Genomic DNA, 12072 nt, shown 5'->3' with positions numbered 1-12072 from the left:
GCGGCACCGGACCGGACGGGGCTGAACCGGACGGGGCGGGCGGCGCACTCGGCCGCGGAACCCGCAGCGAGGGATTGGAGCCGCTCAGCGGCGCGGTGGGCGGGCGTTCCCATGGTGCGGACGCCGCGCCGGTGCCCTCGTCTCCGGTGGTCGCGCCACCAGTACTCGGCCGGGGGATCGATGGTGACGATTCGCTCGACGTCGGGCCGGCACTCGGCGTCCGCGTCGGGGAGTCACCGGATCCGGGCACCGACCAGCCGCCGGTGGATCCACTGGACCCGGACGCCGACGATCCGCCGCGCGCATCGTCGCTCGAGGCGCCATCGGGGCGAGGCTCGCCCGGGGGGCGGCTGTCGTCGGAACTCACCGGTCCAAATTACCCTCAGGACGCCTCGGCCGAACCGTTGGCCGAACCGTCGGTCGAGATATCGGGCGTCTGGGCGCCGGCGTCGGGCGCCACGGAGTCCACGGCGTCGTCGCGGGCGAAGTCCTCCACCCGCGGCACGGTTGCCGACACCGGCGGGATCTCGGTGCGACTGCGTCGGAGGAGGATGACAGCCCCGACGGTGGTGGACACCGCGGCCACCGCCGCCCCGACGAGCAACAACACGTACTTCTTCGACATGCCCCACAGGGTGCCAGGTGGAAACGTCCGGTGCTAGTCGCCCACCACGTCGTCACGATTTGGTTGGATGGGTGTGTGAGCACATCAACACAGACCGCAATCATTCACACCAATCGCGGCGACATCAAGGTCGACCTGTTCGGCAATCACGCACCCGAGACCGTGGCCAACTTCGTCGGTCTCGCCGAGGGCACCAAGGAGTACAGCGAACCCAACGCCTCGGGCGGAAACTCCGGTCCGTTCTTCGACGGTTCGGTCTTCCACCGGGTCATCGAGGGCTTCATGATCCAGGGCGGCGATCCCACCGGCACCGGTCGCGGTGGACCGGGGTACCGCTTCAAGGACGAATTCCACCCGGAACTGCAGTTCGACCGCCCCTACCTGCTGGCGATGGCCAACGCCGGACCGGGCACCAACGGATCGCAGTTCTTCATCACCGTCGGCCCCACCCCGCACCTGAACCGCCGGCACACCATCTTCGGTGAGATCACCGATCCCGCGTCGCAGCAGGTGGTCGACGCTATCGCCACCACCTCCACCGACCGCTCCGATCGTCCGCTCGACGCCGTGGTCATCGAGAAGATCGAGGTCGCCTGACCATCCCCACCGCCGGTCCGACGGCGGTCTGCTACCGACATCCAGACCGCCCCACCGCGTTGTCCTGCACGCGGTGCGGGCGGCCGGCCTGTCCGGAGTGCCTGCGACCGGCCGCGGTCGGTGCGCATTGCGTCGACTGCGTCCGCGATCAGGGAACGCAGCAGGTGACGCGGCCCGGCTTCGGCGACCGCGGGGTGCGGCCCGTCGTCGCCCGCGTCCGCACGGCACGGCGCCCCATCGCCACCTACACCCTGATCGCGATCAACGTCGCGGTGTTCGCCTACACCGTGTACGCGGCGGGTTCCTTCGACGTGCAGATCTCCGCCCCGCTGCTGCACGGCGAACTCGTCCGCGGCAACGTCATCCTCGGCGAGTACTGGAGACTGCTCACCGCCGGTTTCCTGCACTACAGCCTGATCCACCTCGCGGTGAACATGGTGTCCCTGTACATCCTGGGTCGTGACCTCGAAATCGCTTTGGGCATAGGGCGTTTCGTCATGGTGTACATGATTGCTCTGTTCGGCGGCAGCGCTGCGGTGATGCTGCTGCAGGGCAACGAGACCCGATCGGCGGGCGCCTCCGGCGCGATCTACGGCCTGATGGGCGCGATGCTCGTGGTGGTCCTGCGCCTGCGGATATCGCCCGCGCCGGTGCTGACGATCATCGCGATCAACCTCGTCATGTCGTTCACCATCCCCGGCATCTCGATGGCCGCCCACGTCGGCGGCCTGATCTTCGGCGCCGCGGCGACGGCCGCCTTCATCTTCGCCCCCCGGCTGCTGCCGGCGTCGGGTCGATCCGAGTCGGCTGCGAACATCGTCGGCTGGTCGGGCGCCGCCCTGTTGTTGGTCACGGCGATCGCCATCAGCGTGATCGTCGCCGTCACCTACAGCGGCCCGATCATGGTCTACATCCGCTGAGACGGCCGCTCATACGGCATCAGCGTGGAGAATCCTCCACCGGATAGCCCGCGTCGGCCAGGGCGTCGACGACGTCGAGTAGGTCGGCGCCCAGATCCCAGCGGCTGAACACGATCAGCTTGGGTTCGGAGTCCGCCGGGCCGTAATCGATCTCCAGCTGGCCCGAGCGCCGACCGATCCGCCGCATCGAGAGAATCCGGATGCGTTCCACCTCGGCGGGAGTCAGGGTGATCTCCCCACCGATCCGCCGGATCGTCAGCGTCGGCGACGGACCGGACGTCACCGACAGGCGCGGCCGGATCAGGGCCGCGTAGGCCCCGAATCCGAGGAGCATCGCCCCGGCGATCGCCATGATCGTGCGACCCGCCGCATCGGTGGAGACGAGGATCGCACACAGCAGCAGCGCGGCGCCGCCGACCAGCAGCGCGGCGACCGCGGGCATGGGCGTCGCCCACGCACGTGTGGAGGAATCGGCAGAGTTATCCACAGGACTTACTCACAGTGGGGATGACTTACACACATGTAATTTACACAGTGTGGATAACCTGAAAACCGCTGTGACCAGCACAGATGCGGTTTCTCGGTGGTCCGTGTCAGCGCCACCGCATGGTCATCAACAGGCCGGCGACCATCAGCGCGAAGCCGATCAGGAAGTTCCACGCACCGAGGTTGGCCATCCAGTGCAGGGCCTGGCCCTCGCCGCCGTAGGTGGTGGCGCTCGCCGCGAGGTAGTACACGATCAGCCAGGCCAGCCCGAGCAGCATGAGACCGAGCATGACGCCGACGTAGATGCTGCTGGAGGGACCGACCTTCACCTTGACCGGCGTGCGGCTGGCCGGGTTGATGGTGTAATCGGTCTTCTTCCGGACTTTTGACTTCGGCATGACTTCCTCGCGTTGTACTGGCGACGTGTACGTCAAGAGGACGTACACGTTTGCCCTCTACGGTATCGCACCAGGTCGGTGCCACGAGACGGGTGAAGGAGGGCGGGTAATCTCACACAGATGACCAGCCCAACACCTGTGTCGTCGTCGACCGGCCGCATACTCGTCATCGACAACTACGACAGCTTCGTCTACAACCTGGTGCAGTACCTCGGCCAGCTCGGCGTCGAGGCGACGGTGTGGCGCAACGACGACCCTCGTCTCACCGACGACGAGGGCGCGTTCACCGACGAGTCACTGCGGGCCGCGGTCGCCGGCTTCGACGGTGTGCTGTTGAGCCCGGGCCCGGGAACCCCGCAGCGTGCCGGTGCGACGATGCCGCTGGTCGGGGTGGCCGCCGACGGCGGGATCCCGCTGCTCGGGGTGTGTCTGGGCCACCAGGCCATCGGGGCGGCGTTCGGCGGGACCGTCGACCGCGCACCGGAACTGCTGCACGGGAAGACATCGAAGGTGTTCCACGATCAGGTCGGCGTACTGCGGGGACTGCCGGATCCGTTCACCGCGACCCGGTATCACTCGCTGACCGTGCTGCCCGAGACCATCCCCGACGACCTCGTCGTCACCGGTCGCACCGAGTCGGGCATCGTGATGGGTCTGCAGCATCGCGAGCTGCCGATCCATGGCGTGCAGTTCCATCCCGAGAGCGTGCTCACCCAGGGCGGTCATCGCATGCTGGCCAACTGGCTGACGATCTGCGGCATCACGATCGACGAGTCCGCGGTGCGGGCGCTGGAGGCGGAGATGGCCGAGGCGATCGGGCCCACGCTCAGCGCGCACTTCGGCTGACGAACGCCGGGATCACCGGATCAGCCGGGCAGCAGACTCGCGCGTCCCACCACGACGGAAACCGAACCGTTCTTGAGGAGCTTGGCCCCGTTCCCCGGACTCTGGGAGAGCACCTTGCCGTCGTCGGGGCTGCCCAGCGCCACATTGCGCGTCGTCTGCGTCAGGGTCCCGTTCCAGCCGGCCCGCTGCAGCGTGGATCGGGCCTGATCGACGGTCTGTCCGGACAGGTTGGGTACGACGATCATGTTGCCGCGGGAGATCGTCAGCTGCACCGTCGATCCCTGCTCGACGGTCGTCCCGCTGGTGGGTGAGGCGTTGACCACCTGGCCCTGCGGCAGATCCGAGTCACCCTCCACGACGGCGACCTCGAGACCGAGCTGCTCCAGTTCGGAGCGGGCGGCCGACTCGAATTGGCCGACCAGGCTGGGAACGGTCACCTCCTTCGGGCCGGTACTGACGCGCACGACCAGCGGATCCCGGATCGGCGCGTCGGTGCCGATCGCCGGATTGGTGTCGACGACCCGCCCCTCGGCGATGTTCCGCGAATCCACCTTGTCCACCCGGACGTTGGTGAAACCGTCGTCCTTGAGCATCGCGACGGCCTCGGCCTCGGTCTTGTTGCGCACGTCGGGAACCCGCTGGCGTTGCCGTCCGCTGGAGATGAACAGCTGAACCGTCGACCCTTCCGCGGTCGGCACGTTCGCGCCGGGCACCGAGCGGGTGGCACTGCCCGCGTCGACGGTCTCACTCGATTCGTCGACCTGGTTCACCGTGAACCCGGCCCGCTCCAGGGCGGTGCGCGCATCGGCCGCAGACAGTCCCGACACCGCGGGCACGGCCACCTTCTGCGCGGCGCTGTCCGACGCCCACGGCGCCCACCACAGCAGCAACCCGAGCAGCAGGACCGCGACCGCCGCCACCGAACCCCCGATGAGCCACGGGGAGCGACGCCGCGACGGCGGGTCGTCGGCGCTGTGCTTGCCGGTGACCGGGACGCGGCCCGAGTCGGCGCGCAGGGCCCGCCGCGGACCCGAGTCGAGCAGGGAGTTGCGGTCGTCCTCGCTCATCAGCAGCGGCGCCGACGGCTTCCCACCGGCGAGCACCTTGATCAGGTCCGAACGCAGTTCCGCCGCCGACTGGTAGCGGTTGTCCTTGTTCTTGCTCATCGCCTTCATGACGATGGAGTCGAGTTCCGGGGGGATCTCCGGGCGCACCTCCGACGGCCACCGCGGGTCCTCGTGGACATGCTGGTGGGCGACGGCGACGGGGGAGTCACCGGTGAACGGCGGCTCGCCGGTGAGCAGCTCGAACAGCACGCAGCCCATCGAGTAGATGTCGCTGCGCGGATCCACCTTGATGCCGCGGGCCTGCTCGGGGGAGAGGTACTGGGCGGTGCCCATCACCGCACTGGTCTGCGTCATCGTCGACGTGGAGTCGTTGATGGCGCGGGCGATGCCGAAGTCCATCACCTTGACCGCCCCGGACGAGTCGATCATCACGTTGGCGGGCTTCATGTCCCGGTGCACGATGCCGTTGCGATGTGAGAAGTCCATCGCCGCGGCCACGTCGGCCATCCACGTCATCGCCTGCCGCGGGGCCACCGGCCCGTTGCGGCGCAACACATCCCGCAGGGTCTCACCGTCGACGTACTCCATCACGATGAACGGCAGCGGACCGTCCTCGGTCTCGGCCTCACCGGTGTCGAAGACCTGCACGATGGTCGGGTGATTGAGCTTGGCGGCGTTCTGCGCCTCCCGGCGGAACCGCAGATAGAACGACGGGTCGCGGGCCAGGTCGGCGCGCAGCACCTTGATCGCGACGTCCCGGTTGAGCAGCAGGTCGCGGGCGTAATGCACCTCGGACATGCCACCGAAACCGAGCGTCTCGCCCAGTTCGTAGCGGTCGGAGAGGTGATGTGGGGTGCTCATCATGCGCTCAGAAGCAGATCGGCGGACAGAACGGGCCGGTTCCGGTCGCCGCCCCGGGGTCGGTCGTCGTCGGCGTCTCGGTCGTCTGGGTGGGCGGGGTCGTGGTCTCCTCGGTGGTGGTCTCTTCGGTGGTGGTGGTCCGCGTGGGACGACGGGTGGTGGTCTCCTCCGTCGTCTCATCGGTGGTCTGCGTGGTCCGCTCGGTGGTGGTCTCGGTGACCGTCGTCGACGACGGCAGCGGCGTGCTCGGTGTGTCGTCGTTGGCGCTGGCGAAGTAGTAGCCGATCAGCGCGATCGCACCGACCAGCAACGCTGCGGCCACCCCGGCGAGCACCTTCTGCCCGGTGGTCCATCCGCTGTCGGAGGTCGCCGCCGCCGCGGTCCGAGGGGGCTGGGTGGGTGTGGCCGCAGCCGTGGTGCCGCCGCTCATCGCGCGGGTGGACGGACGCGCCGCGGCCGCTGCCCCGGCACCGAGTGCGGCCCCCGCCGCTGCCGCGCCGGCGGCACCCGCGGCACCGGGCCGCGGCGGACGATGACCGGCCCGCACCGCGGCCACCGCGTCGGCGAAGGCGCCGCCGTTGGGATAGCGCTGCTTCGGATCCTTCGACATGGTGATGTCGATGAGTTCACGGACGTTGGCCGGAATCGCCTCCGGCAGCGGCGGCGGGGTTTCCCGGATGTGCTTCATCGCCACCGTGATGGCGCCGTCACCGAGGAACGGTCGACGACCCACCAGGGCCTCGTAGCCGACGACGCCCAGCGAGTACACATCCGACGCCGCGGTCGCGTCGTCGCCGGTGGCCTGTTCCGGGGAGATGTACTGGGCGGTGCCCATCACCATGCCGGTCTGCGTCACCGGTGCGGCGTCGACGGCCTTGGCGATGCCGAAGTCGGTGATCTTCACCTGGCCGGTGGGTGTGATGAGGATGTTGCCGGGCTTGACGTCGCGGTGCACCAGGCCCTGACTGTGCGCGGCCTGCAGCGCGCGGCCGGTCTGCTCGAGCATGTCGAGGGTGTTGGTCACCGACAGCCGGCCCATCCGCGAGATCACGGCGTTGAGCGGTTCACCGTCGACGAGTTCCATCACCAGATACGCCAGGGTGCCGCCACCACGATCGGCGGTCTCGCCGTAGTCGAAGACGTTCGCGATGCCCGGATTGTTCAGCTTGGCGGTGGTCTGCGCCTCGGTGCGGAACCGTGCGGCGAACTCGGGGTCGTCGGAGTACTCCGCCTTGAGCACCTTGACCGCGACCCGGCGATTGAGCCGCGTGTCGAGCGCTTCCCAGACCTGTCCCATACCGCCGGTGGCGATGAGACGCATCAGCCGATAGCGGTCGGCGATGATGGAGCCGTTCTGCAACGTCATCGTCCACCTCCTACATACGCATTGATCACCGCTCGGCCGATGGGTCCGGCGACAGTATTACCGACCGAACCCACACCGAACTTCCCATTCTCCACCACGACGGCCACCGCGATCTTCGCGTCATTGGACGGCCCGAAGGCGATGTACCACGTGTAGGGCGTGCTGGTCTCCCGATCACCGTGCTCGGCGGTACCCGTCTTCGACGCGATCTGCACTGAACCACTCGAGGAATTCGAGTTGTTCTCCGAGGCGACCATCATCGTCGTCAGGTCGGCTGCCTGTTGCGCGGTGACCGGCGAGTTGATGCTCGTCGGTGGGGTCGTATAGAGGGTACGCAGGTCCGCCGACTGCAGTTTGTCGACGAGGTAGGGCTGCATGCGCACACCCGCATTCGCGACGGTCGAGGCGACCATCGCGTTCTGCAGGGCGGTCATCGCGACATCCTTCTGGCCGATCGCCGACAGCGCCAGCGACGCCCTGTCGGAAATCGGCCCGACCGTCGAGCGCACCACCGGCATCGGGATGTTCGGCGCCGGCTGATCCAGGCCGAACAGGCTCGCGGTCTCCTTGAGCTTGGCGGTCCCGTCGTCGACCTTGTTGAGCATCAGATCGGCGAAGGCGGTGTTGCACGAGTAGCGGATCGCGTCGGTCAGCGTCACGGTGCCGCCGCCCGGACACGTCTCCCCGCCGTAGTTCGGCAGCGTGGCGTTGCTGTCGGGCAGGCGGAAACCGGGCGCACCGCTCAGTTGCACATTCGGCGACAGGCCGTCACGCAACGCGGTCGCCGCCGTCACGATCTTGAAGGTCGAACCGGGGGCGTAGATCTCCTCGGTCGCCCGGTTCTGCAGTCGCTTGTCCGGTCCGGTGTCGACCGCCCACGCAGCCTCCCGGGTGGTCTGGTCGTGGCTGGACAGCAGATTCGGGTCGTAGCTGGGGGTGGAGACCATCGCCAGGATCTTGCCGGTGCTCGGTTCCAGCGCGACGACCGCGCCGCGGCACGGGCCGTCGCAGGTGGCGCCGCTGTTCATCTGGTCGTAGGCGACCTGCTGCAGTCGCGGGTCGACGGTCGTGAGCACGTTGCCGCCCCGCGGGTCACGCCCGGAGAACATGTCGGTGAACCGCTGACCGAAGAGGCGGTCGTCGTTGCCGGTCAGGATCGAGTTCTCGTACTGCTCGAGTCCCGCCGAGCCGTACTGGATCGAGTAGTAGCCGGTGATCGGCGCGAAGGCCCGCGGGTTCAGCGGATACCGCCGCAGGTACTTGTAGCGGCTGTCGGTGGCCTCCGACATGGCGATGACCTGCCCGCCGGCGATGATCGCACCGCGCTGCCGGGAATACTCGTCGAGCAGCACACGGTCGTTGCGGGTGTCGTTGCGCAGCGAGTCGGCCTTGATGACCTGCACGTAGGTGGCGTTGGCCAGCAGGATGACGATGAGCACGACGACGGCCATCGACACCCGGCGGATCGGTGTGTTCACGCCTTCTTCACCGCCCGCGTCGGCAGCGACTCCACCGACTTCGGTGACGGCCGCCGTTTGGTGGGATCGGGTTCGCGGGCCGCGTTGGAGACGCGGATGAGCAGGGCGACGAGCACGTAGTTGGCCAGCAGCGACGAACCGCCGTAGGAGAGGAACGGTGTGGTCAGACCGGTCAGCGGGATCAGTTTGGTGACGCCGCCGACCACCACGAAGATCTGCACGGCGATGGTGAACGCCAGGCCGGTGGCCAGCAGTTTGCCGAAGCTGTCCCGCACGGCGACGCCGGTGCGCAGACCGCGCATGACGAAGATCAGGTACAGCATCAGGATCGCGGCCAGACCGAACAGGCCGAGTTCTTCACCGATGGTCGAGATGATGAAGTCGGTGTTGGCGAACGGCACCGCGTTGGGCCGCCCCGATCCGAGTCCGGTGCCGAACAGTCCGCCGGTGGCCAGCCCGAACAGGCTCTGGCCGATCTGGTAGCCGGTGTCGTAGAAGTCGGCGAACGGATCGCGCCAGACCGCGACGCGTATCTGCAGGTGACTGAAAAGGTTGTAGGCGACGATCGCCCCGACGGCGAACAGGCTCAGGCCCAGCACCAGCCAGCTGACCCGTTCGGTGGCGACGTACACCATGGTCAGGACCGTGGTGAAGATCAGCAGTGAGGTACCCAGATCCGACTCGAACGCCAGGACCGCGATCGCCAGTGCCCACGCCACCAGCAGGGGCCCGAGGTCGCGGGCCCGGGGGAAGTCGGTGCCGAGGAAGTGTTTGCCCGCGGTGGTGAACAGGTCTCGTTTGGACACCAGGAACGCCGCGGCGAAGATGATGATCAGAATCTTGGAGAACTCGCCGGGCTGAATGTTGAAGAACGGGGTGCGAATCCAGATCTTGGAGCCGTTGATCTCCGACAGCGACGACGGCAGGATCGCCGGGATCGCGAGGAAGATCAGGCCACCGAGGCCGAGGGTGTAGGCGTACCGGGAGAGCGTCCGGTGATCGCGGATGAGGATCAGGATGGCGGCGAACGCGATCATCCCCAGGAACGCCCACAGCAACTGCTGGTCGGCGTTGTTGGTGCGGGTGGTCGGATTGATCGACTCACCGGTGTTGCCGGAGCCGAGGTCGAGCCGGTGAATCAGCACCAGACCGAGCCCGTTGAGCACCGCGACGATCGGCAGGAACACCGGATCGGCGTAAGGCGCATAGCGGCGGATCACGAAGTGCCCCGCACCGAACAGTGCCACGTACGCGGCGACGTACTTGGCGATATCCCAGGTCAGCGACTCGCCCTGGGCGCTCTGGACGATGAGCAGCGCAATCGTCACCAACCCGATGGCACACAGGAGCAGCACCAGTTCGGCGGTGCGTCCGGACTGCTCGGGCTGGCTGGCAGGCGCATGCGTCGAGGCGGCGGTCTGGGTCATCCGCCAACCTGGCGGCAGTTCGGTGGCTCGTTCGGCGTCGTGCTCGGCGGGGCGGGGGTCGCCGGTGACGATTCGCTCGGTGACGACGCGTTCGGTGGGGACGCATCGGGTGTGGTCGTCGCGGGTGCGGGTGCCGGAACCGCCGTCGCCGGCGAGAACGTCGCCTGCTGCGGGGTGGTGGCCGTCGGCGCACTGGTCTCCGGAGCACCCGGCGTGGCGGGTTCCGGTGTCGACTTGTCCTCGACCGGTGGGGCCGGCGGGCACGGATCCTTGAGTTCCAGTTCGGACGTCCTGGTCGGGATGTCGTCGAGCGAGATGCCGGAGATCCCGTGATCACGCACCGCGTTCTGCGACGCCATCTGCAGGTCGACGAGCTTCAGTTCGGTGCACGCATCGGTGCTGTCGGCGGGGATGAACGTGATCTCCGCGTCCTTCGACGCCGGATCGACGATGCAGCCCTTCTGCGACAGATTTTGGACTGTGTAGAACAGCACCGAATCCGGCGAGCCCTGGAACACCACGACGTTGCCGTCCTGTTCGCCGACGTAGTACGTGCGATGCAGGTACGAGCGGATGAAGAAGAAACCGGCGAGCAGGGCGGCCACGACGAGCAGTGCGACGGCACCGGCGATCCAGCGTCCCTTGTGGCCGCGACGAGCGACCGGTTCCTCATCGGGCAGGATCGTCGGTTGCTGTGGTGCCGCGAGGGGCGGGCGCAGGGCCGCGGCCCGGCCGGCCGCGGTCTTGGGATCGGGGGTGTAGGCGTCCGCGCCGTGCCCGGCGGCGCCGCCGACGATGGGCCGGGAGTCGCCGTAGTCGGTGTCGACGATGTCGGCGAGGACGACGGTGACGTTGTCGGGTCCGCCGCCGCGCAACGCCAGCTCGATGAGGCGGTCGGCACATTCGCGGTAGTCGGTGATCGAACCGAGGGTTTCGGCGAGGGTCTCCTCGCTGACCACATCGGACAAGCCGTCGCTGCACAGCAGGTAGCGGTCACCGGCGCGGGCCTCCCGCACGGTCAGGGTCGGTTCGACCTCGGCGCCGGTCAATGCCCGCATGATCAGCGAGCGCTGCGGATGGGTGTGTGCCTGCTCCGGTGTGATGCGCCCCTCGTCGACGAGGGTCTGAACGAACGTGTCGTCGCGGGTGATCTGCGTCAGTTCCCCGTCGCGGTAGAGGTAACCGCGCGAGTCGCCGATGTGGCAGAGGCCAATTCGATTGCCCGCGAACAGGATTGCGGTGAGCGTGGTGCCCATGCCGTCGAGTTCGGGTTTCTCCTCGACCTGCGCGGCGATGGCGTGGTTACCGACCTGGGTGGCGTGATTGAGCGCGCCGAGCAGGTCGCTGCTCGCGTCGTCGTCGTCGAGGGAGCGCAGCGCCTCGATGACGAGTCGGCTCGCCACCTCACCCGCGGCGTGGCCACCCATACCGTCGGCGAGGGCGAGCAGGCGCGGACCCGCGTACGCGGAGTCCTCGTTGTTGGCTCGGACCAGACCTTGGTCGCTGCGCGCGATATAGCGCAATACGAGTGTCACGGGCGGAGCTCGATCACGGTCTTGCCGATGCGGATCGGCGTGGACAACGGCACCTTCACCGCCGTGGTCACCTTGGACCGGTCCAGGTAGGTGCCGTTGGTGGAGCCCAGGTCTTCGACATACCAGTCATCCCCCCGACGGGACAGGCGTGCGTGGCGTTCTGAGGCGTAATCGTCGGTGAGGACGAGGGTGGAGTCGTCGGCGCGACCCAGCAGCACCGGTTGGGTGCCCAGCGTGATGCGGGTGTTGGCGAGGTTGCCCTGCGTCACCACCAGATACTTCGCCGCCCCGCGGGTCGTCGGCTTGCCCCTGTTCTTGTCACCACTCGAACGGAACCGGGGCATCCGCGAACCGGATGCGGTCGCGATGTCGGCACGCACGGTACGGATCACGGCGTAGACGAACAGCCAGAGCAGAATCAAGAACCCCAGCCGGGTCAGTTGCAGCACCAACCCCTGCATGTCGT

At 67.8% G+C, this 12072-nt stretch carries 12 protein-coding genes; 3 read left to right on the top strand and 9 right to left on the bottom strand.

What is annotated here, in order from left to right; all coding sequences use genetic code 11:
• Positions 1 to 382: 382 nt before the first annotated feature.
• Entirely contained in the window at positions 383 to 625 is a 243-nt protein-coding gene (locus ABLE94_RS13190) for a hypothetical protein (RefSeq protein ID WP_348808957.1), read from the bottom strand.
• Between the two features lie 75 nt (positions 626 to 700).
• Between ABLE94_RS13190 and ABLE94_RS13185 the strand changes: the two genes are divergently transcribed.
• Both ABLE94_RS13185 and ABLE94_RS13180 read left to right on the top strand, forming a co-directional pair.
• Positions 701 to 1222: a peptidylprolyl isomerase gene (locus ABLE94_RS13185; RefSeq protein WP_348805410.1), complete on the top strand. Its 522-nt coding sequence runs from the start codon at positions 701 to 703 to the stop codon at positions 1220 to 1222.
• The gene (locus ABLE94_RS13180) at positions 1219 to 2142 is read left to right on the top strand and encodes a rhomboid family intramembrane serine protease (RefSeq protein ID WP_425476201.1); all 924 of its coding nucleotides are present in this window, start codon (positions 1219 to 1221) and stop codon (positions 2140 to 2142) included. Before ABLE94_RS13185 ends, ABLE94_RS13180 begins: the two co-directional genes overlap by 4 nt.
• A 19-nt stretch (positions 2143 to 2161) precedes the next feature.
• Here ABLE94_RS13180 and ABLE94_RS13175 read toward each other — a convergent pair whose 3' ends face one another.
• On the bottom strand, positions 2162 to 2629 hold the full coding sequence (locus ABLE94_RS13175) for a PH domain-containing protein (protein ID WP_348805408.1): 468 nt from the start codon (positions 2627 to 2629) through the stop codon (positions 2162 to 2164).
• A 106-nt stretch (positions 2630 to 2735) separates the two neighbouring features.
• Entirely contained in the window at positions 2736 to 3026 is a 291-nt protein-coding gene (gene crgA, locus ABLE94_RS13170; RefSeq protein WP_348805407.1) for a cell division protein CrgA, read from the bottom strand.
• A 120-nt stretch (positions 3027 to 3146) separates the two neighbouring features.
• Between crgA and ABLE94_RS13165 the strand changes: the two genes are divergently transcribed.
• Entirely contained in the window at positions 3147 to 3872 is a 726-nt protein-coding gene (locus ABLE94_RS13165) for an aminodeoxychorismate/anthranilate synthase component II (RefSeq protein WP_348808956.1), read from the top strand.
• A gap of 20 nt (positions 3873 to 3892) precedes the next feature.
• Here ABLE94_RS13165 and pknB read toward each other — a convergent pair whose 3' ends face one another.
• The 6 genes from pknB to ABLE94_RS13135 are packed head-to-tail and all read right to left on the bottom strand — an operon-like array spanning position 3893 to position 12067.
• Positions 3893 to 5803 carry a Stk1 family PASTA domain-containing Ser/Thr kinase gene (gene pknB, locus ABLE94_RS13160; protein ID WP_348808955.1) on the bottom strand — a complete coding sequence of 637 codons (1911 nt, stop codon included), beginning with the start codon at positions 5801 to 5803 and terminating at the stop codon, positions 3893 to 3895.
• Between the two features lie 4 nt (positions 5804 to 5807).
• Positions 5808 to 7166 (bottom strand): protein kinase domain-containing protein, encoded by a 1359-nt coding sequence (locus ABLE94_RS13155; RefSeq protein WP_348808954.1) that lies wholly within the window; start codon positions 7164 to 7166, stop codon positions 5808 to 5810.
• On the bottom strand, positions 7163 to 8644 hold the full coding sequence (locus ABLE94_RS13150; protein WP_348808953.1) for a penicillin-binding transpeptidase domain-containing protein: 1482 nt from the start codon (positions 8642 to 8644) through the stop codon (positions 7163 to 7165). The genes ABLE94_RS13155 and ABLE94_RS13150 overlap by 4 nt, the downstream gene beginning before the upstream one ends.
• Positions 8641 to 10071: an FtsW/RodA/SpoVE family cell cycle protein gene (locus ABLE94_RS13145; protein WP_348805402.1), complete on the bottom strand. Its 1431-nt coding sequence runs from the start codon at positions 10069 to 10071 to the stop codon at positions 8641 to 8643. The genes ABLE94_RS13150 and ABLE94_RS13145 overlap by 4 nt, the downstream gene beginning before the upstream one ends.
• Positions 10068 to 11606 carry a PP2C family protein-serine/threonine phosphatase gene (locus tag ABLE94_RS13140; protein ID WP_348805401.1) on the bottom strand — a complete coding sequence of 513 codons (1539 nt, stop codon included), beginning with the start codon at positions 11604 to 11606 and terminating at the stop codon, positions 10068 to 10070. The genes ABLE94_RS13145 and ABLE94_RS13140 overlap by 4 nt, the downstream gene beginning before the upstream one ends.
• Entirely contained in the window at positions 11603 to 12067 is a 465-nt protein-coding gene (locus ABLE94_RS13135) for an FHA domain-containing protein FhaB/FipA (RefSeq protein ID WP_348805400.1), read from the bottom strand. Before ABLE94_RS13135 ends, ABLE94_RS13140 begins: the two co-directional genes overlap by 4 nt.
• Between the last annotated feature and the right edge of the window lie 5 nt (positions 12068 to 12072).

This window comes from Gordonia sp. VNK1, assembly GCF_040049135.1.
GTDB lineage: Bacteria > Actinomycetota > Actinomycetes > Mycobacteriales > Mycobacteriaceae > Gordonia > Gordonia oleivorans.
Note: the sequence above shows the minus strand (reverse complement) of the source record. Positions and strands in the feature narration are given on the sequence as shown.

Excerpts from the sequence above, each read along its gene's own strand:
- ABLE94_RS13190 (WP_348808957.1), bottom strand. The coding sequence starts at position 625 with ATGTCGAAGAAGTACGTGTTGTTGCTCGTCGGGGCGGCGGTGGCCGCG.
- crgA (WP_348805407.1), bottom strand. The coding sequence starts at position 3,026 with ATGCCGAAGTCAAAAGTCCGGAAGAAGACCGATTACACCATCAACCCG.
- ABLE94_RS13165 (WP_348808956.1), top strand. The coding sequence starts at position 3,147 with ATGACCAGCCCAACACCTGTGTCGTCGTCGACCGGCCGCATACTCGTC.
- pknB (WP_348808955.1), bottom strand. The coding sequence starts at position 5,803 with ATGATGAGCACCCCACATCACCTCTCCGACCGCTACGAACTGGGCGAG.
- ABLE94_RS13155 (WP_348808954.1), bottom strand. The coding sequence starts at position 7,166 with ATGACGTTGCAGAACGGCTCCATCATCGCCGACCGCTATCGGCTGATG.
- ABLE94_RS13145 (WP_348805402.1), bottom strand. The coding sequence starts at position 10,071 with ATGACCCAGACCGCCGCCTCGACGCATGCGCCTGCCAGCCAGCCCGAG.
- ABLE94_RS13135 (WP_348805400.1), bottom strand. The coding sequence starts at position 12,067 with ATGCAGGGGTTGGTGCTGCAACTGACCCGGCTGGGGTTCTTGATTCTG.